18 protein-coding genes are annotated in these 18,130 nt (G+C 66.5%); 11 read left to right on the top strand and 7 right to left on the bottom strand.

All coding sequences use genetic code 11. From position 1 onward, the window contains the following. Positions 1 to 41 precede the first annotated feature (41 nt). Positions 42 to 824, top strand: a complete 783-nt coding sequence (locus AC1RM6_RS08295; protein ID WP_493100010.1) for a proteasome-type protease — start codon at positions 42 to 44, stop codon at positions 822 to 824. A 16-nt stretch (positions 825 to 840) separates the two neighbouring features. Here AC1RM6_RS08295 and AC1RM6_RS08290 read toward each other — a convergent pair whose 3' ends face one another. Next, positions 841 to 2,397, bottom strand: coding sequence for a M23 family metallopeptidase (locus tag AC1RM6_RS08290; RefSeq protein WP_493100603.1), 1,557 nt, complete (start codon positions 2,395 to 2,397; stop codon positions 841 to 843). 217 nt (positions 2,398 to 2,614) lie between these two features. Here AC1RM6_RS08290 and AC1RM6_RS08285 point away from each other — a divergent pair, with 217 nt between their 5' ends. The 5 genes from AC1RM6_RS08285 (at position 2,615) to AC1RM6_RS08265 (ending at position 7,804) form a co-directional block, all read left to right on the top strand. Next, on the top strand, positions 2,615 to 5,323 hold the full coding sequence (locus AC1RM6_RS08285; protein ID WP_493100008.1) for a helicase-related protein: 2,709 nt from the start codon (positions 2,615 to 2,617) through the stop codon (positions 5,321 to 5,323). Between the two features lie 16 nt (positions 5,324 to 5,339). Next, on the top strand, positions 5,340 to 5,645 hold the full coding sequence (locus tag AC1RM6_RS08280) for an RNA-binding S4 domain-containing protein (RefSeq protein WP_493100006.1): 306 nt from the start codon (positions 5,340 to 5,342) through the stop codon (positions 5,643 to 5,645). Between the two features lie 30 nt (positions 5,646 to 5,675). Next, entirely contained in the window at positions 5,676 to 6,014 is a 339-nt protein-coding gene (fdxA, locus tag AC1RM6_RS08275) for a ferredoxin FdxA (RefSeq protein WP_493100004.1), read from the top strand. 398 nt (positions 6,015 to 6,412) lie between these two features. Then, entirely contained in the window at positions 6,413 to 6,931 is a 519-nt protein-coding gene (locus tag AC1RM6_RS08270; RefSeq protein ID WP_493100002.1) for a CarD family transcriptional regulator, read from the top strand. A 171-nt stretch (positions 6,932 to 7,102) separates the two neighbouring features. Then, positions 7,103 to 7,804 carry a head GIN domain-containing protein gene (locus AC1RM6_RS08265; protein ID WP_493100000.1) on the top strand — a complete coding sequence of 234 codons (702 nt, stop codon included), beginning with the start codon at positions 7,103 to 7,105 and terminating at the stop codon, positions 7,802 to 7,804. A gap of 32 nt (positions 7,805 to 7,836) precedes the next feature. Here the strand turns inward: AC1RM6_RS08265 and AC1RM6_RS08260 are convergent, their stop codons facing one another. Next, positions 7,837 to 8,253: a DUF1489 family protein gene (locus AC1RM6_RS08260; protein WP_493099998.1), complete on the bottom strand. Its 417-nt coding sequence runs from the start codon at positions 8,251 to 8,253 to the stop codon at positions 7,837 to 7,839. 35 nt (positions 8,254 to 8,288) lie between these two features. Next, positions 8,289 to 9,698, bottom strand: a complete 1,410-nt coding sequence (mgtE, locus tag AC1RM6_RS08255; RefSeq protein WP_493099996.1) for a magnesium transporter — start codon at positions 9,696 to 9,698, stop codon at positions 8,289 to 8,291. Positions 9,699 to 9,898: 200 nt separating this feature from the next. Here mgtE and AC1RM6_RS08250 point away from each other — a divergent pair, with 200 nt between their 5' ends. Further along, on the top strand, positions 9,899 to 10,363 hold the full coding sequence (locus tag AC1RM6_RS08250; RefSeq protein WP_493099994.1) for a peptidylprolyl isomerase: 465 nt from the start codon (positions 9,899 to 9,901) through the stop codon (positions 10,361 to 10,363). Between the two features lie 167 nt (positions 10,364 to 10,530). On the opposite strand, the gene AC1RM6_RS08245 is transcribed toward AC1RM6_RS08250, so the two are convergent. After that, positions 10,531 to 11,415, bottom strand: a complete 885-nt coding sequence (locus AC1RM6_RS08245; RefSeq protein WP_493099992.1) for a LysR substrate-binding domain-containing protein — start codon at positions 11,413 to 11,415, stop codon at positions 10,531 to 10,533. Between the two features lie 472 nt (positions 11,416 to 11,887). Here AC1RM6_RS08245 and AC1RM6_RS08240 point away from each other — a divergent pair, with 472 nt between their 5' ends. The 4 genes from AC1RM6_RS08240 (at position 11,888) to AC1RM6_RS08225 (ending at position 15,981) form a co-directional block, all read left to right on the top strand. Then, positions 11,888 to 12,442 (top strand): class I SAM-dependent methyltransferase, encoded by a 555-nt coding sequence (locus AC1RM6_RS08240; protein WP_493099990.1) that lies wholly within the window; start codon positions 11,888 to 11,890, stop codon positions 12,440 to 12,442. Between the two features lie 105 nt (positions 12,443 to 12,547). After that, entirely contained in the window at positions 12,548 to 12,889 is a 342-nt protein-coding gene (gene rpoZ / locus AC1RM6_RS08235; protein ID WP_493099988.1) for a DNA-directed RNA polymerase subunit omega, read from the top strand. A 427-nt stretch (positions 12,890 to 13,316) separates the two neighbouring features. Beyond that, positions 13,317 to 15,413 carry a RelA/SpoT family protein gene (locus AC1RM6_RS08230; RefSeq protein ID WP_493099986.1) on the top strand — a complete coding sequence of 699 codons (2,097 nt, stop codon included), beginning with the start codon at positions 13,317 to 13,319 and terminating at the stop codon, positions 15,411 to 15,413. A gap of 7 nt (positions 15,414 to 15,420) precedes the next feature. After that, a complete protein-coding gene (locus AC1RM6_RS08225) occupies positions 15,421 to 15,981 on the top strand; it encodes a nucleotidyltransferase family protein (RefSeq protein WP_493099984.1) in 561 nt (186 codons plus the stop codon). Here AC1RM6_RS08225 and metW read toward each other — a convergent pair. The 3 genes from metW to metX are packed head-to-tail and all read right to left on the bottom strand — an operon-like array spanning position 15,978 to position 18,129. Next, positions 15,978 to 16,583, bottom strand: coding sequence for a methionine biosynthesis protein MetW (gene metW / locus AC1RM6_RS08220; protein ID WP_493099982.1), 606 nt, complete (start codon positions 16,581 to 16,583; stop codon positions 15,978 to 15,980). The genes AC1RM6_RS08225 and metW overlap by 4 nt on opposite strands. Beyond that, entirely contained in the window at positions 16,580 to 17,011 is a 432-nt protein-coding gene (locus AC1RM6_RS08215; protein WP_493099980.1) for a GNAT family N-acetyltransferase, read from the bottom strand. The genes metW and AC1RM6_RS08215 overlap by 4 nt, the downstream gene beginning before the upstream one ends. Next, complete coding sequence (metX, locus tag AC1RM6_RS08210) at positions 17,008 to 18,129, bottom strand: homoserine O-acetyltransferase MetX (RefSeq protein ID WP_493099978.1); 1,122 nt, start codon at positions 18,127 to 18,129, stop codon at positions 17,008 to 17,010. Before metX ends, AC1RM6_RS08215 begins: the two co-directional genes overlap by 4 nt. Between the last annotated feature and the right edge of the window lies 1 nt (position 18,130).

Genomic DNA, 18,130 nt, shown 5'->3' with positions numbered 1-18,130 from the left:
AGTCGACGACCGACGGTGAACGCGGCGCGGAGGGGCATAAGATGACCTATTGTATCGGAATCAATCTGAAAGCCGGATTGATCATGATCGCCGACACCCGGACCAATGCCGGGATCGACAATATCTCCACCTATCGCAAGCTCCACATCCTCGCCGACAGCGACGACCGGCTGATCGTCGCGGCGAGCGCGGGCAATTTGTCGGTGACCCAGTCGGTGCTCGGCATGCTTCACGAAGGGCTGCCGCCGCTCGGCGACGACGAGCGCCCGCGCCGGATCGACGATATGCCGACGATGTTCCGCGCCGCGCAACTGGTCGGCGAGGCGGTGATGGCGGCCGGTCGCGAACTCAAACCCGCGCTCTATGCCGCTGGGGTCAGTTCGGGCATCTCGCTGCTGCTCGCCGGGCGGATCGGCGACGGCCCGATCAAGCTGTTCCTGATCTACGACGCCGGCAACTTCATCGAATGCCAGCCCGACAGCCCCTTCTTCCAGATCGGCGCGACCCAATATGGCAAGCCGATCCTCGATCGCGCGATGAACTATGATTCGACCCTCGACGAGGCGGTCAAGGTCGGGCTGCTGTCGTTCGATTCGACGATCCGGTCGGACCTGTCGGTCGGGCTGCCGTTCGACGTACTGGTGATCCGCGCCGATCCGACCCAGCCGGTGATCCGACGCCGGATCGAGATCGACGACCCCTATTTCGTCAATCTGTCGCAGCGCTGGTCGCTGCTGCTCAACGAATCACGCGCGGCGATCCCCGATCCGCCGTTCATGGTCGAATCGGGCTATGCGGCGGGCACCATCCGGGCCGTCGAATAGCCACCGCGCGGCCTTGTCAGCCGCGCTTGTCCTTCTTTGCGGACGCCACCGTCTCGGCGCGCTTCTCGGCCTTCGGCTCGGGGGCTGCCGCCGAGGCGATCCGCACCGCCAGCAGGCTGGCGAGCTTGGCCTTGAACCGCGACAGCTCGGCACCCGCCAGCTGCTCGGTGGTGGTGAACTTCATCGAGGCCGGGTTGATCGCGCGGCCGCCCTGGAACACCTCATAATGGAGGTGCGGGCCGGTCGACAGGCCGGTCGATCCGACATAGCCGATCAGTTGGCCCTGGCGGACATGCTCACCGGCGCGCGCGACGATCCGGCTCATATGGGCATAGCCGGTCTGGATATTGCCGGCATGGCCGATCCGCACATAATTGCCATGGCCGCCATGTGGCCCTGCGAAGATCACATTGCCGTCGGTGGCGGCGACGATCGGCGATCCGAACGGCGCGCCGAAATCGAGGCCCTGGTGCATCCGCGAGAAGCCGAGCACCGGGTGGAAGCGCATGCCGAAGCTCGAGGTCAGATGGCCCATGACCGGGCGGCTCATCACCCCCTTGGTCTCGCCGACGCCATTCGCCTCGAACCATTTGTCCTGGCCGCCGACCGTCCATTTGAGCATCTGGGTCTTGCGGTTGCCCTGGATGATGCCGGCATAGAGAAGCTGGCCCATCTCGACCTCGCCGGTCTCGGCGCGGCGATGGGCGATGATCGCATCGAATCGCGCGTCCGAACCGATCTGGCGGATCGCCAGCGTCCGGGTGATCGCGCGCAGAAAGGCCTGGATGGCATCGCCGGGAACGCCGGCGGCGCGCGCCGAACTGTAGAGGCTCGATCCGACCCGGCCCTGGATGCGCAGCGGGGTGTTGTCGACCGCGATCGGGATCCGCTTCAGCCGCAGCGCGCCGTCGACCCGCTCGATCGCCAGCTTGAGATCGAATCGGGCGCGAAAGCCTAGGCTTTCGAGCGGACGCGGATCGCTCTTGCGCTCGCGGCGCCCGAGCACCAGGTCCATGCGGGTGCCGGCGTCGAGTTCGGACAACGGTACCGCCGCCGCCACCATCGACGCGATGCTGCCCGCCTCGCCCTTGGCGACGCCGGCGCGTTCGAGCACGCGGGCGAAGCCGTCGCCCTGGCCGATCGTCGCGGTCAGGTCGATGCGCGGACGCTCAGGGGTGTCGGCGAGACGCTCGACCTGGTCGTTGGCCGCCAGCCGGCGACCGGTGTCGGCGCCGAGGCCGAGCGGCGCGATCGCCAGCGCACGCGATTCTTCCCATTGCGCCTGGCTCATCGGGGCTTCGGTCGACAGGACGACCGGTTTGAAACTTGGGGCGAGGCTGCCCGCGGCGACGCACAGCGCGGTGCAGGTCGCAAGCCCCCGCCACCATTCGCGCGATCCGATGCGGGCGCCGAGATCGACGACGAGGTCGGTGGCGGCGAGACGATCGCCGACGCCTTGGCCGACCCGCCCAATCGCGCCCAGCCGTGCCGGACGGGTGAGCGTCAGCGCGCCGGCACCGCCGCCCTGGCCTTGATGATCGGCACCGAAGCCCTGTTGCCCGTCCTGGAACAAATCCACGCGTCCCCTGATATACCGCTATCTTGTTGCCCTGGAGCGGTTTTCGGCGCTGTGGGCAAGAGGACTGTGCCCGACCATGGTTAATGTCAAACTAATGCGGGTTCAGAATATGAACCAATGCGACGAACCGAGTCCTTTCGGCCGTGAGTCGAGTCGCCTTTGTTAGGAAGACGGCACCAGCCCGCTCCCCCGCCCAACCTCCCGATACAGCATGACGATGTCGGGAGATTGGGCGGGGGAGCGGGCTGGTGCCGTCTTGGAAAGCGCTCTTTCGCGCTTTCCCGAAAAACATCCGCTTGCGTTCGGCCCCCGGCCTGCCAATCTCTGTCCCATGTCTCGTTTCGCCGAGCAGCCGGTCGTCGCCGTGCTGGGCCCGACCAACACCGGCAAGACGCATCTCGCGATCGAGCGGATGTGCGGCCATTCGAGCGGCATGATCGGTTTCCCGCTGCGGCTGCTGGCACGCGAAGTCTATGACCGGGTGGTCGCGATCAAGGGCAAGGAACGGGTCGCGCTGATCACCGGCGAGGAGAAGATCCTGCCGCCCGACGCGCAATATTATCTGTGCACGGTCGAATCGATGCCGATCGGCGACAGCATCCGCGCCGGCGGCACCAACAAGGATGTCCGCGAATTCGCCTTCGTCGCGATCGACGAGGCGCAGCTCGCCAGCGATCCCGAACGCGGCCATGTCTTCACCGACCGGCTGCTGCGCGCGCGCGGCCGCGACGAGACGATGATCCTGGGATCCGACATGCTGCGGCCGATGCTGCGCGCGCTGGTCCCCGATGCCGAGATCATCGGCCGGCCGCGTTTCTCGACGCTCAGCTATGCCGGCGCGACCAAGCTGTCGCGGCTGCCGCCGCGATCGGCGATCGTCGCCTTCTCGGCCGAGGAGGTCTACGCTGTCGCCGAGATGCTGCGACGGATGCGCGGTGGCGCGGCGGTGGTGATGGGGGCATTGTCGCCCCGCACCCGCAACGCCCAGGTCGCGATGTTCCAGGCGGGCGAGGTCGATTATCTGGTCGCGACCGATGCGATCGGAATGGGGCTGAACATGGATGTCGCCCATGTCGCCTTCGCCTCGCTCAGGAAGTTCGACGGCCGCCGCTCGCGCCGGCTGACCATCCCCGAAATGGCGCAGATCGCCGGCCGCGCCGGCCGGCACCAGCGCGACGGCACTTTCGGCACGCTCGCGCTCGAGGGAACCCAGGGCGCACGCTTCGAGGATGAGGAGGTCGATGCGATCGAGGCGCATGTCTTCCGGCCGCTCGACCATCTCTACTGGCGCTGCGGCACCCCGACGCTCGACAGCCTCGACGGGCTGATCGGCGATCTCGAACGCCGCCCCGACAAGCAGGTGCTGCGCGCCGCGCCGCAGGCGATCGACCTGGCGGTGCTCAAGCGGCTTGCCGAGGAGGACTGGGTCCGCGAACGCGCGCGCGGCCCGCGAATGATCGGCCGACTCTGGGCGGCGTGCGGCCTGCCCGACTTCCGCAAGACCGGACCCGAGCCGCATGGCCGGCTGGTCGGGCGGGTATTCCGCCATCTCAGCGAAGGCGACGGCCATCTGCCGGTGCAGTGGTTCGCCGACGAGCTGGCGCGTCTCGACAGCGTCCAGGGCGATGTCGAGACGCTCGCCGACCGCATCGCCGGGGTCCGGACGTGGGCCTATATCGCCCATCGACCCGAATGGCTCGACGATCCCGAGAAATGGGCCGAGCGCACCCGCACGCTCGAGGAGAAGCTGTCCGACGCGCTCCACCAGCGGTTGACCCAGCGCTTCGTCGACCGGCGCACCTCGGTGCTGATGCGCGACCTCGGCGCCAAGGGCGGCGACCTGCTGCTGCCGGTCAAGGTCGACGAGGACGGCATCGTCACCGTCGACGGCGAACCGATCGGCCGGCTGATCGGCTTCCGCTTCAAGGCCGACCATCTCGCGCGCCATGGCGACATGAAACGGCTGATGGCCGCGGCCGAACGCCGCCTCGGCACCGAGCTTGCCGCACGCGCACGCCAGCTCGCCGCCGACGAGGACAGCCATTTCAGCCTCGCGACCGACGCCGGACGGCCGGTCGCGATCTTCTGGCGCGGCGATGTCGTCGCCCGGCTCGAAAAGGGCCGCCACCTGCTCAGCCCGCGCATCCGCCTCCACCGCGCGCTCGAAGTTCTCGGCAATGCCGATCGCGCCGGCGTCGAGAGCCGGCTTGCCGCCTGGCTCGACGCCCGGATCGAACGCGAGCTCAAGCCGCTGATGCGCTATTTCGAGGCGGCGCGCGATCCCGCCTGCCCGCCGTCGCTGCGCGCGCTGCTGTCCCCGCTGGCCGAGGCCGGCGGCATCATCGCCCGTGGCCAGATCGGATCGGCGATCGACCATCTCACACGTGAGGACCGGTCGCGCGCCGGCCGGCTCGACGTCAAGATCGGCACGCTCGACATCCATTCGCCGACCCTACTCAAGCCCGAGCCGACTCGCTGGCGGCTGGCGATGTTCGCCGCCGCCGAGGACCAGCCGATGCCCGAGCTGCCGGTACCCGGCGCGGTCTCGATGGCCACCCCGACCGATGTCGCGACCTGCGAGGCGATGGTGCGCGCCGGCTATCGCCCGCTCGGCGCACAGATGCTGCGGGTCGATCTGGTCGAGCGGCTCGCGCGGCTGGCGCATGACAGCCGCGAGGGGCGCGGAGCCTTCTGCCCCGATCCCGGGCTTGCCACCTCGCTGGGGCTGCGCGGCGCCAGCTTCGCGCAGCTGATGCTCGCGCTCGGCTTCCGCTTCGTCGCCGGCGAAGAGGCCGACAGCTGGGTGTGGAAGGGCAAGCGGCCGCCGAAGAAGGCGGTGGCGGCGCGACCGGGCAATGCATTCGGGGCGCTTGCCGATCTATGGCCCGCCGCGCAGGCCCCCTCGGCCGGACGGCGGTAACGACGGAACGCGGTCGATGCGGCTCGACAAATATCTGTGGTTCATCCGCCTCGTCAAAAGCCGCGGTCTCGCCCAGCAGATCGCCGAAACCGGCCATCTGCGCATCGACGGTCGCCCGGTCGATCGCTCGCATGTCGCGATCAGGATCGGCAACGTCCTGAGCTTTCCGCTCAACGATCGCGTCCGCGTCATCCGGGTCGAGGCGATCCCCGTCCGCCGCGGCCCCGCCCCCGAGGCCCGGGCCTGCTATACCGATCTTGCGCCGCCCTCCTTGGAAGCCGACAAGCAAGCATATGTTGACGGCGGCCCGGGCGCGACCTAGGGAGCCGCGGTTCCGCCCGAGGGAGTTGAAATGACCTACGTCGTCACCGACGCCTGCATCCGTTGCAAATATATGGACTGCGTCGAGGTCTGTCCGGTCGACTGCTTCTATGAGGGCGACAACATGCTCGTCATCAACCCGAGCGAATGCATCGACTGCGGCGTGTGCGAACCCGAATGCCCCGCCGAGGCGATCCTCCCCGACACCGAGTCGGGGCTCGAGCAGTGGCTCGAACTCAACAACACGTTCGGCAACCAGTGGCCGAACATCACCCGCAAGCGCGATGCGCCGGCCGACGCCGACGAGTTCAAAGGCGTCGAAGGCAAATATGAGAAGTTCTTCTCGCCGGAGCCCGGCCAGGGCGACTGAGCCGATGGCTGGCGGTTGATCGCCCTATTTTTCAGCTGTTTATTGTCGGGGATCGGTGATTTTTCCGGTGGATCGAGCCGGTCGTGGGCGCTCGCCCGTCGCAAAAGCCGCGGATCGACAATGTCGGATCGATCCGATCGGCCTGCCGCAACCATGCCAACGGTTGCGAATCGGCACCGTAACGATTGGGACAAATGACCGCCGCGGGGCCGAAAAGCCCATGATGCTGGCGTTTCGCCTGATATTATGTTACAGAGTCGCCGATGGGCGCGACTCCTGACACGCGCCTGCAAGAAGGAACTGTTGTTTAGCTCGCCAGGATTGCCGACGGCCGCAATAAGGGGATTGGCGGGACCGGACGGGACCAGGCGCGCATTCCAGAAGAAAGGTCTTACTACATGGCTGCTAAGGCGCTGAGCTTCGTCGTCGGCGATTATGTCGTTTATCCCAAGCATGGTGTCGGCCGGGTCGTCGAATTGCAAAGTCAGGAAATCGCGGGCGCCAAGCTCGAACTCTATGTGCTGCGTTTCGAAAAGGAGCGGATGACGCTCCGCGTGCCGACCAACAAGGCCGAAGCCGTCGGCATGCGCAAGCTGTCGTCGAACGTGACGATGACCGAAGCGCTCACCACGCTGAAGGGCAAGCCCAAGGTCAAGCGCACGATGTGGTCGCGCCGCGCACAGGAATATGAAGCGAAGATCAATTCGGGCGACCTCGTGTCGATTTCCGAAGTGGTCCGCGACCTGTTCCGTGCCGACGACCAGCCCGAGCAGAGCTATTCGGAGCGTCAGATCTTCGAAGCGGCGACCAGCCGCCTGGCCCGCGAACTCGCGGCGATGGAAGCGGTCGACGAGCCGACCGCGCAGGAGAAGATTCTGGATATCCTCCGCAAGGCGGCGGCGATCCACAACAAATAAGCCGCAGGCCTCCGGGCCGGGCTGAGAAAAGGGCGGTCCTTCGGGGCCGCCCTTTTCTTTTTTGGGACAGCCAGTTTGGCAAGATGCCCCGCATCCGCATCGCCGCGGGCTTGCACCGCTCGAGCAGGGCTGTATTATCATCACAATACAGACCTTCCGAAGGATCGCCCGATGCGCCGTTCGCTCCCCCTGCTCGCCGCCTGCGTCGCCCTGACCGCCTGCCTGCCCGCCACCGCCGCCACCCGCAGCTTCTCGGTGCCCGGCTTCGAGAAACTGCGTGTCGAGGGGCCGTGGACGGTGCGCGTCCACACCGGCCCGCGCGTCGCGGTGACCGCCAACGGCCCGCAGGCGCGGCTCGACCGGCTGATCGTCGAGAATCGCAGCGGCACCCTCGTCATCACCAGCGAGAAGAGCTGGAACTGGAGCGGGATCAGTTGGACCAAGAACGACAATGTCGTGATCGACGTCACCGTGCCGACGCTGAGCGCCGCCGAACTGACCGGGTCGGGTGAATTGACGATCGATCAGGTGAAGGGACCGGCGTTCGCCGCGACCCTGACCGGATCGGGCGACTTCACCGTCCCGCAGCTCCAGACCGGCAAGCTGACCGCCAGCATCACCGGTTCGGGCGACATGACCCTGGTCGGCCATGCCGAGAGCGCAACCGCGGCGGTGCGCGGGTCGGGCGATTTCCACGGCGGCGGCCTCACCGCGACCAGCGTCGACGTCTCGGTCACCGGATCGGGCGATCTCGCCATGGGCGCTGCCCGGGCCGCCAATGCCAGCGTCACCGGCTCGGGCGACATCAACATCGCCGGCCACCCGCGCTGCACCACCCGCAAGACCGGATCGGGCGATATACGCTGCGGTTGAAGATCGCGTCGGTAGGGCCGGAACGACCTGCTCTATAGCAACCCCAGGCCCGCAAGCTCGGCTTCGAGCCCGGCGGGCAGGCGTCCCTCGGCATCGGCGCCCTTCGGCACGTCGCGCGGCGCATCCTCGCCGGTCAGGTAACGCCAGCCCTGATGCGCGCGGCGCGGGCGCGGTTCGACCTCGACCATTTCGGGGTCGAGGCAGATCAGCCAGCGGCCCGCCTCGCCTTCCTCAAAGCCCGTGATCACCTGCCGCAGGCCGAAGCGGTGCTGCGATATCCAGTAGAGCGAGCCGCCGACGATCTCGTCGGCGCGCTTGGGCTTGTAGCGGGTCGACAGCCGGATCGGCTCGCCCCGCGCGGTGCGCCCCTCGATCCGCTCGCGCAGATCGTCGAAACTGGCACAGCCGAAGGCGATCTTGGTGAGATGGAGGGCGCTCATAGGTCCCATATCGGGTGTAGCATCGCGCGGATCAACGCCCTCGCCTAACTGTGGAGTCCCCACAAGGCGGCGAGTCCGAGGAACGAGAAGAACCCCATCACGTCGGTCGCCGTGGTCACGAACACCGCCGACGACACCGCCGGATCGGCGCCGGCCTTATCGAGCCCGACCGGCACGAGGATGCCGGCGAGCCCCGCGATGATGTTGTTGATGATCATCGCCAGGCAGATCACCATACCCAGATCGCGATTGCCGTAGAGCGTGCCGACCGCCAGGCCGATCAGCGCGCCGAGGCAGAAGCCATTGGTGATCGCGATCCGCAGCTCGCGCATGACCATCCGCGCGGTGTTCGAACTGGTGAGCTGGTTGAGCGCGAGTGCGCGCACCGCCACCGCCATCGTCTGGGTGCCGGCATTGCCGCCCATCCCCGAGACGATCGGCATCAGCACCGCGAGCACCACAAGCCGCGAGATCGTCCCCTGGAACAGCCCGACCACCGAGGCCGCGATGATCGCGGTGCCGAGGTTGACGATCAGCCAGGACAGCCGGACCTTGACGGTCTCGAAGATGGGTTCGTTGATGTCGCCGTCGCCGGCGCCCGACAGTTTGAGGATATCCTCGCCGGCTTCCTGCTGGATGATGTGGACGACGTCGTCGACGGTGATCATCCCGACCAGCCGCCCCGACATGTCGACCACCGCTGCCGAGATCAGCGCATATTTCTGGAAGCGCAGCGCGACCTCTTCCTGGTCCATGTCGGCCGGGATCAGCGTCTGTTCGCGCTGCATCACGTCGCCGACGGTGACGCTGCGCGGGGTGCGCATGATCCAGCTGAGCTTGCAGGTGCCGATCGGGTGATGGGCATGGTCGACGACGAAGATTTCCCAGAAATCAGTCGTCAGATCCTCGTTGCGGCGCAGATAGTCGAGAACGTCGCCGATCGTCCAATGTTCGGGCACCGCGATCAGGTCGCGCTGCATCAGGCGGCCGGCGGTTTCTTCCGGATAGCTGAGCGCTTCCTCGATCGCGGCACGATCGTCGGGCTCCATCGCGCGCAGCACCGCGCGCTGATCCTCCTCCTCGAGCTCTTCGATCAGCGCGACCGCATCGTCGGTGTCGAGCTGGGTCGCCATTTCGGCGACTTGGTGCGGATCGAGCTGCTCCATCAGCTCCTCGCGCACCCACTCGTTCATCTCCGACAACACGTCGCCGTCGAGCAGTTCGGCGATCGCCGCGGCGATCGGCTTGCGCATCTCCTGCGGCGCGAGTTCGAACAGGTCGGCGATGTCGGCCGGATGGAGCGGGCGCACCAGCGCGCGCGCGCCTTCGTCGTCGCCCGCGTCGACCCGCTCGATGACGGCCTCGACGAACGACGGATTCAGGCGATCATCCTCGTCGAGCAGGGCGGCAGCGGCGGGCGCTTCGGCGGCGATGTCGGTCTCGGTCTCGCTCATGCCGTCCTCCGCCGATCGAGGTGAGCGCCCGCTCTAGCCAATTTGACCGGTCAGGCAACCCTTCGCAGCCGCGAAGAAGCGCCATTCCAATCGAATGCGCGATCGAGCTTGCCCGTGCCCCGCCTCGCGCGGACGGGCTGGCCTCGCGCGCGATCAATCGGTAGGAGCCATGCCCGAGTCCATTCCCAAGGAGAGTGCCCATGGCCGCCGATCCCGAAAACACCCTGACCCTGACGCTCGACAGCGGCGGCGATGTCGTCATCAATCTGCGCCCTGATCTGGCCCCTGGCCATGTCGAGCGGATCAAGGAGCTCGCCGGCGAGGGCTTTTACGACGGCGTCGTCTTCCACCGGGTGATCCCGGGCTTCATGGCGCAGGGCGGCGATCCGACCGGCAGCGGCATGGGCGGATCCAAGAAGCCGAACCTCCAGGCCGAATTCAGCAAGGAGCCGCATGTCCGCGGCGTCTGCTCGATGGCGCGCAGCTCGAACCCGCACAGCGCCAACAGCCAGTTCTTCATCTGCTTCGACGACGCCCGCTTCCTCGACGGCCAGTACACCGTCTGGGGTGTGGTCGAATCGGGCATGGAGCATGTCGACGCGCTGCCTAAGGGCGAGCCGCCGCGTACCCCGGGCAAGATCGTCAAGGCGACCGTTGGCGCTTAAGCCCCCGGCACGACACCCTCTTTCATCCGTCATGCTGAACGTGTTTCAGCATCCACCGTGCCCCAGGGGGCCGCTCCCCCGCGGAAGAGTGGATCCTGAAACACGTTCAGGATGACGGAGGAGAGGTGCGACGCGCGATTGTTCGCCGCCCCCTGGCCAACAACGCCTCAAAGCGTCGAGATCGAACTGAACAGCCAGTCGTGGAAGATCCGCACCGCGCGGTTCGACAGCGCGGGGCGGCGGCAGGCGAACCAGTAGCTGTAAGGGCTTTCGATATCCTCGTTGAGGATGTCGGCCAGCCGGTCGTCATGCGCTTCCTCGAAATGGCCGCGCAGCATGAAGGCCACCCCCAGGCCCTGCGCCGCGGCGTCGAGCATCAGCTGGCCCGAATCGAAATGATCGACCGCGGCCGGCTCGAGATCGGGAATGCCGAGCGCCTCGCGCCAGGCGTAGAAGAGTTCGGACATGTCGCGGTGGAGGAAGATCGTCATCCGTGCGAGATCGCCGGGGCCGCGCACCGGATAGCGTCCGTCGAGCAGCGACTTGCTGATGATCGCCGAAACGAAGTCGCGGTCGATCCGCCGCGAATAGAGGCTGGCGTCGATATCGCGCGCGAGCACGATCGCCGCATCGACCCCTTCGCCGAGCCGCGCCAGCGCATGCGCGGCGGTGTCGATGTCGATATGGAGTTCGGGATGGCGCTGGCGCAGTTCGGGCAGCCGTCCGATCAGCCGTTGCGACGCGAACAGCGGCAGCACCCCCAGCCGCAGCCGCAGCAGTTCGGTCTCGCCCGAGGTCGCGTCGATCGCCAGCGTCAGCGCGTCGAGCGCCGGCGCGATCCGGTTGAGCAGCATCTCGCCGTCACCCGACAGCACCATCGACTGGTGCCGGCGCTCGAACAGGTTACGACCGAGAAAACGTTCCAGCGCCTGAACCCTTCGGCTCAGCGCAGGTGAGGACAGCGCCAGTTCCTCGGCGGCGGCCTTCACCGATCCCAGGCGCGCGACCTGGACGAATGCCTCGATGGCGGTCAGCGGCGGTAGCCTGCGCATGATCGCATCCTCCCTGCGAGGTTCAACCCTGCATCGCCACCGCGATGCAGCGAGATAAGCCAATTGCCAAAAGGCGCGGATTACCCCCGTTTTTCGATGATTTTCAGGCTAATATAAAGTTGCAAGAAATGCAACCGCCTCGAACATGTTCGCATTTGCATGAAATCACGCCGCACTGCACAAAGAGCAGGCCTTTCAGGCATCCTCTCCTAAAACTTTTCGGCCGGCCCCTTGGGTCGGCCTTTTTTTTGCCCGCGCCGGATATTTCGACGCTTCCACACATTGGAAGACCGTCCTGGCGGATCGCGATGGGGGGCGCTTGCCTTTGCCCACCGCATTTGCCAACGGAACAGGGTGAAGAACAGAACCCCACAGGAGCGTCATGGGTGAATATTCGGCGGAGCGCGCACTAAAGGCCCGCAGGATCCGCAAAGCCGGACTCCGCAGCACCGGCCCTTCCCCGAACCCGTTCATGCTCTTCTTCGGCGAGTTTCTGCGTCATCCGGCGATGATCGGCGCGGTGCTGCCGTCGTCGCAAAGAACCATCGATCACATGTTGTCGAAGGTCGACTGGGCGAACACCCGACTGTTCGTCGAATATGGCCCCGGAGTCGGCACCTTCTGCGGCGACATCCTCGCCCGGCTGCCCGCCGACGCCACCTTGCTGGTGATCGACACCAATCCGGTGTTCGTCGACTATCTGCGCCGCCGCTTCGCCGATCCGCGCTTCCTCGCGGTCAATGGTTCGGCCGCCGACGTGAACCAGATCCTTGCCGATCATGGTTTCGACAAGGCCGACTATATCCTGTCGGGCCTGCCCTTCTCGACGCTGCCCGATGGGGTTGCGCCGGCGATCGCCGAGGCGACCCACCGCGCGCTCAGGGTCGGCGGCGCCTTTCTGGTCTATCAATATTCGCGCTTCGTCGAGGCGCTGATCGCGCCGCATTTCGCGCGGATCGACAATGAGCGCGAATGGATCAACCTGCCGCCGTGCCAGCTGTTCTGGGCCTGGAAGGGCGGCGACTGAGCCGCAAGCTCTAGGCCCGATTGGGCCTTTTTCCTTTACATCGCGGCATTCGCCTGATAGCCGCCCGCCTTTCCATTACTCCTGTTTACAAGCGGAGCGTTTGATATGGCGCGCGTCACCGTCGAGGATTGCGTCGACAAGATTCCCAACCGGTTCGATCTGGTGCTGATGGCCGCGCAGCGCGCGCGCCAGATCTCGGGCGGTGCCGAGCTGACCCTCGATCGCGATCGCGACAAGAATCCGGTCGTCGCGCTGCGCGAGATCGCCGAGGAGACGGTCACCCCCGCCGATCTGCACGAGTCCGTGATCGGTTCGCTCCAGCGCGTCCGCTTCGACGACGAGGATGCGCCCGACGAGATCGGTTCGCTGTCGGCCTCGGCCGAGGCGCTGCGCCTCACCGCCGCCGCGCCGCCGCGCAACCAGAATATCGGCGGCGACTACGAGTGAATTTCTCCCGCTGGGGCCGCAATCGGGTGCATTGACACCCGATCGCGACCCGGCGGGCCGGCTTTTGCGGCAATCCGAACGCCGCTTGTGGTAATCAGACCCAAACCCGACCAACTTTGCACGTCGTGATTGCGCTGGGAAGTTCGCTGGCCAGGAGGTCGGCGCAGGACGGGCTGATTGCCCCGTCCAAGCTGACCGACGCCGCCGGCGGGCTTCCCAGCGCAACCCCGCAGGGGCGGGCCGATTTTGGCCCAGCGCCGCGTCGGACGGGCTTGAAATAGCCCCGCTATTCCAGCGCCCCTCCTCCTCGCGCCGAGCCAAAATCGACTCCGTCACGACGTGCAAAGTTGGTCGGGTTTGGGTCTAAGCCACAAATCCCGCGCTTTGCCTGTTGCGCAAATGCCCCCGCCACCCCCATCATTGGGGTGTGCTGAGACAATATGAACTGGTCGACCGGGTCCTTGCTTATGACCCCGATGCGGATGAAGCCCTGCTCAACCGCGCTTACGTGTTTTCGATGCAGGCGCACGGATCGCAGAAACGCGCCAGCGGCGACCCTTATTTCAGCCACCCGATCGAAGTCGCAGGCATCCTGACCGACCTCAAGCTCGACGACGAGACGATCGCGACCGCGATCCTCCACGACACGATCGAGGACACGGTCGCCACCCCCGAACAGATCGAGAAGAGCTTCGGCCCCTCGGTCGCGCGGCTGGTCGACGGCGTCACCAAGCTGTCGAAGATCGAAGCGCAGACCGAAACCGAGCGCGCCGCCGAGAATCTGCGCAAATTCCTGCTCGCCATGTCGGGCGATATCCGGGTGCTGCTGGTCAAGCTCGCCGACCGGCTGCACAATATGCGCACCCTCCATCATATCCCGGCCGAGGCGAAACGGCGACGCATCGCCAAGGAGACGATGGATATCTACGCTCCGCTCGCCGAGCGGATCGGCATGTACGAGTTCATGCGCGAGATGCAGACGCTCGCCTTCCAGCAGCTCGAACCCGACGCCTATGCCTCGATCACCAAGCGGCTTCAGCAGCTCAAGGAGGGCGGCGGCGACCTGATCTCGCGGATCGGATCGGGCTTGCGGCTCCAGCTCGGCCGCAACGGCATCCCCGCCGAGATCCAGGGCCGCGAGAAGCATCCTTATTCGATCTGGCGCAAGATGGCCGAGCGCCACATCAGCTTCGAACAATTGTCCGACGTCATGGCGTTCCGGGTGATCGTCAAGGATATCGACGAATGCTACCGCGCGCTCGGCATCCTGCACCAGCGCTGGCCGATGGTCCCCGGACGGTTCAAGGATTATATCTCGACCCCCAAGCGCAACGGCTATCGTTCGCTCCACACCTCGGTGATCCATTCGGAGAAGGTCCGGATCGAGGTCCAGATCCGCACCGAGGAAATGCACGCCCAGGCCGAATATGGCCTCGCCGCGCACTGGGCCTACAAGCTCGGCAAGCCCGCCAAGCCCAATGGCGACAGCGGCTGGATCAGCGACCTCGTCGAGATCCTCGAACATGCCGACAGCCCCGAAGAGCTGCTCGAACATACCCGCATGGCGATGTACCAGGATCGGATCTTCGCCTTCTCGCCAACCGGCGAGCTGATCCAGCTGCCACGCGGATCGACCCCGATCGATTTCGCCTATGCGGTCCACACCAATGTCGGCGACGAGGCGGTCGGCGCCAAGGTCAACGGCCGGGTGGTGCCGCTGCGCACCCCGATCGAAAATGGCGATCAGGTCCAGATCCTGCGCTCGAAGGGCCAGGAGCCCCAGCCCGAGTGGCTCAACTTCGCGATCACCGGCAAGGCGCGGGCATCGATCCGCCGCTTCGTCCGGACCAAGGAGCGCGACGAAATGGTCGCGCTCGGCCGCAAATTCTACGACGAGATCGTCCAGCGGCTACCCACGCAACTGGCGCCCGACGCGATGAAGAACGCGCTCAAGCGGCTCAAGCTCGCCGACGAGGACGCGCTGATGGAGGCGATCGCCCGCAAGCTGATCGACGACGCGACGCTGATGGATGCGCTGATGCCGGGCAGCGCCGACACCACCGGCGCGAAGCGCGAGGTGCCCGCGCAGCGCGAGGCGATCTCGATCAAGGGGCTGACCCCGGGGGTCGCCTTCCAGCTCGCGACCTGCTGCAACCCGGTTCCGGGCGACCGCATCGTCGGCCTGCGGCGCGAGGACCAGCCGGTCGAGGTCCATGCGATCGACTGCCGCAAGCTCGCCGACAGCCAGGACGCCGACTGGGTCGATCTCGCCTGGGGCGACAAGGCCGACGGCGGGACCGCCCGGCTGACCGTGATCGTCAAGAACGAGCCCGGATCGCTCGGGGTGATGGCGGGCATCCTCGGCGCGCACCAGGCCAATATCGTCAACCTGACCCTGTCGCACCGCGACCGCAGCTTCCACACCTATGAGGTGACGGTCGAGGTCCATGACGTCCAGCATCTGATGAAGATCCTGGCGGCGCTGCGTGCGGCCGACGCGATCTCACAGGCCGAGCGCGCCTGAGGATCGGATGACGCTGACCGCGGCGCGCTTCGTCGACCGGATCCGTGCGAATCCGTTCAATGCAGAATTGCTCGAGCGCCTGCCCGAACTCGGCCTGCCGCAATGCCACCTCGTCGCGGGCTGCCTTTTCCAGACGGTCTGGAACCTCGAAAGCAACCGCGACCCCGCCGCGGCCATCCGCGACTATGACGTCTTCTATTTCGATTCGAGCGATCTGTCCTGGGACGCGGAGGATATCGCGATCCGCCGGGCCGAAGCGCTGCTGGGCGATCTTCCGATCCGGATCGAGCTGCGCAACCAGGCGCGGGTCCATCTCTGGTACGAGGCGAAGTTCGGCGGCTCCTATCCCGCGCTCGCATCGGCCATCGACGGCATCGATCGCTATCTGCTCGCCTGCACCTGCGTCGGCATCGATGCCGCCACCGGCACGCTCCACGCCCCAGACAGCCTCGACGATCTTCAAGCCGGAAGACTGCGCCTCAATCCGCGCAATCCGCGCCCCGATCTCTTTCTCGCGAAGGCGACCGACTATCGCGTGCGCTGGCCCTGGCTGACGATCCTTGATTAGCGCTTGAGCAGGAACACCGCATGTTCGGCGCGCAAATTGGCGGCCGCCGGGCTGCAGCGCCGGTCGCCGTTGAGGAACCAGGCACTTTCAACCGTAAGCCCGCGTTCGGCGACGAAGGCGCGGAAATCGTCGATCGTCAGATGATGGATATTGTCGGTCGCGTACCAGCTCACCGGCAGCGCCGGGGTTACCGGCATCCGTCCGCCCCAGGCGAGCGACAGCCGCACCCGCCAATAGGCGAAATTGGGGAAGGACACGAAAGCGTGACGGCCGATCCGCAGCAGCTCGGCCAGCACCCGGTCGGGTGCGCGCGCGGTCTGCAGCGTCTGGCTGAGGATCGCATAATCATAGGCGTTGTCGGGATAGTTGATCAGGTCGGTATCGGCGTCGCCCTGCACCACCGACAGGCCGCGCGCGACCGCGAGGCTGACATTGGCGGGATCGAGCTCGATCCCGCGCGCATCGCACCCCTTGGCGCGCAGCACGTCCATCAGCTCGCCATTGCCGCAGCCGACGTCGAGCACCCGCGCGCCGCGCGCGACATGGTCGGCGATGACCGCCAGGTCCGGGCGCAGTTCGCTGCGGGGAGCGGCAACCGTCATGACCGGTCCTCACGCGCATAGACGTCGGGATCGTGCCTCTGCATGAACATCTCGGGCGCCGCGATCGGCGTCCAGCCAAGCTGCGCATAGACGCCATGCGCGTCGCGGGTCGCGAGCAGCCAGCGGCGTAAGCCCTGCAGCGTCGGCGCCTCCTGCAGCTGCCGCACCATCGACCGGGCGATGCCCCGGCCCTGCCAGCCGTCGAGCACGAAGACGTCGGCGAGATAGGCGAAGGTCGCATGATCGGTGATCACCCGTGCGAAGCCGATCTGGGCGTCGCCGTCGAACGCGCCGATCACATGGCTGCCGGCGATCGCCCGTGCCACCGTCTCGCGCGGAATGCCCGGCGACCAGTAGCTTCGGGTCAGCCAGCCATGGATCATGTCGAGCTGCATGTCGTCATGCGCCTGCGAATAGCCGATCGTCATGCCGCCTCCCCCGCGCGCAGGAAGCCGTCGACCACCCGGTTGAGTTCGGGCACGTCGAGCAGGAAGGCGTCATGCCCGAATGGCGACGACAGTTCGACGAAGCTCACCGCCGCCCCGGCGGCGTTGAGCGCATGGACGACGACCCGCGACTCCGCGGTCGGATAGAGCCAGTCGGTGTCGAAGCTGACCAGGCAGAAGCGCGTCCTGGTTCCGCGAAAGGCGTTGGCGAGCAGCCCGTCCTGTTCCTCGGCGAGGTCGAAATAGTCCATTGCCCGGGTGATGTAGAGATAGGAGTTGGCATCGAACCGCTCGACGAAGCTGATTCCCTGGTGGCGCAAATAGCTCTCGATCTGGAAATCGGCGTCGAAGCCGAAGCTCTTGGCGTCCCTGGCCTGCAGCCGCCTGCCGAATTTTTCGGTGAGTCCGGCTTCGGACAGATAGGTGATGTGCGCGGCCATCCGTGCGACCGCGAGGCCCGCGACGGGCGGCCTGCCGTCGGCATAATAGTCGCCGCCGCGCCAGTTCGGATCGGCCATGATCGCCTGGCGGCCGACCTCGTGAAAGGCGATGTTCTGCGCCGAATGCCGCGCCGCCGCCGCGATCACCACCGCCGCCTGGACGCGATCGCCATAGGTCGCGGCCCATTGCAGCACCTGCATGCCGCCCATCGATCCGCCGACCACCGCGCGCAGCATGCCGACCCCGAGATGGTCGAGCAGCATCGCCTGCGCGCGCACCATGTCGCGGATCGTGATCACCGGGAAACGCATCGCATAGGGCAGGCCCGCCGGATCGGCCGAGGCCGGCCCCGAAGAGCCGAGGCATGAGCCGAGCACATTGGCGCAGATGATGAAATGGCGCGCGGGATCGATCGGCTTGCCCGCGCCGACCATCCGCGTCCACCAGCCGGGCTTGCCGGTGCGCGGATGGGTCGAGGCGACATGATGGTCACCGGTCAGCGCGTGGCAGATCAGCACTGCATTGCTGCGCCCGGCGTCGAGCGTGCCATAGGTCTCATAGGCGATCTCGACCGGGGCGAGTTCGCCGCCGCCGTCCAGCCGCAGCGGGCCGGGGAGGATGACGGAACGGGCTAGGCCGAAACGGCGATCGTCGGACATG

It is taken from the genome of Rhizorhabdus sp. GW822-FHT03C02, assembly GCF_058801765.1.
This window is presented reverse-complemented; position numbering and strand designations above follow the sequence as displayed.

Excerpts from the sequence above, each read along its gene's own strand:
- AC1RM6_RS08295 (WP_493100010.1), top strand. The coding sequence starts at position 42 with ATGACCTATTGTATCGGAATCAATCTGAAAGCCGGATTGATCATGATC.
- AC1RM6_RS08285 (WP_493100008.1), top strand. The coding sequence starts at position 2,615 with ATGACGATGTCGGGAGATTGGGCGGGGGAGCGGGCTGGTGCCGTCTTG.
- AC1RM6_RS08280 (WP_493100006.1), top strand. The coding sequence starts at position 5,340 with ATGCGGCTCGACAAATATCTGTGGTTCATCCGCCTCGTCAAAAGCCGC.
- fdxA (WP_493100004.1), top strand. The coding sequence starts at position 5,676 with ATGACCTACGTCGTCACCGACGCCTGCATCCGTTGCAAATATATGGAC.
- AC1RM6_RS08270 (WP_493100002.1), top strand. The coding sequence starts at position 6,413 with ATGGCTGCTAAGGCGCTGAGCTTCGTCGTCGGCGATTATGTCGTTTAT.
- AC1RM6_RS08265 (WP_493100000.1), top strand. The coding sequence starts at position 7,103 with ATGCGCCGTTCGCTCCCCCTGCTCGCCGCCTGCGTCGCCCTGACCGCC.
- AC1RM6_RS08260 (WP_493099998.1), bottom strand. The coding sequence starts at position 8,253 with ATGGGACCTATGAGCGCCCTCCATCTCACCAAGATCGCCTTCGGCTGT.
- mgtE (WP_493099996.1), bottom strand. The coding sequence starts at position 9,698 with ATGAGCGAGACCGAGACCGACATCGCCGCCGAAGCGCCCGCCGCTGCC.
- AC1RM6_RS08250 (WP_493099994.1), top strand. The coding sequence starts at position 9,899 with ATGGCCGCCGATCCCGAAAACACCCTGACCCTGACGCTCGACAGCGGC.
- AC1RM6_RS08245 (WP_493099992.1), bottom strand. The coding sequence starts at position 11,415 with ATGCGCAGGCTACCGCCGCTGACCGCCATCGAGGCATTCGTCCAGGTC.
- AC1RM6_RS08240 (WP_493099990.1), top strand. The coding sequence starts at position 11,888 with ATGCTCTTCTTCGGCGAGTTTCTGCGTCATCCGGCGATGATCGGCGCG.
- rpoZ (WP_493099988.1), top strand. The coding sequence starts at position 12,548 with ATGGCGCGCGTCACCGTCGAGGATTGCGTCGACAAGATTCCCAACCGG.
- AC1RM6_RS08225 (WP_493099984.1), top strand. The coding sequence starts at position 15,421 with ATGACGCTGACCGCGGCGCGCTTCGTCGACCGGATCCGTGCGAATCCG.
- metW (WP_493099982.1), bottom strand. The coding sequence starts at position 16,583 with ATGACGGTTGCCGCTCCCCGCAGCGAACTGCGCCCGGACCTGGCGGTC.
- AC1RM6_RS08215 (WP_493099980.1), bottom strand. The coding sequence starts at position 17,011 with ATGACGATCGGCTATTCGCAGGCGCATGACGACATGCAGCTCGACATG.
- metX (WP_493099978.1), bottom strand. The coding sequence starts at position 18,129 with ATGTCCGACGATCGCCGTTTCGGCCTAGCCCGTTCCGTCATCCTCCCC.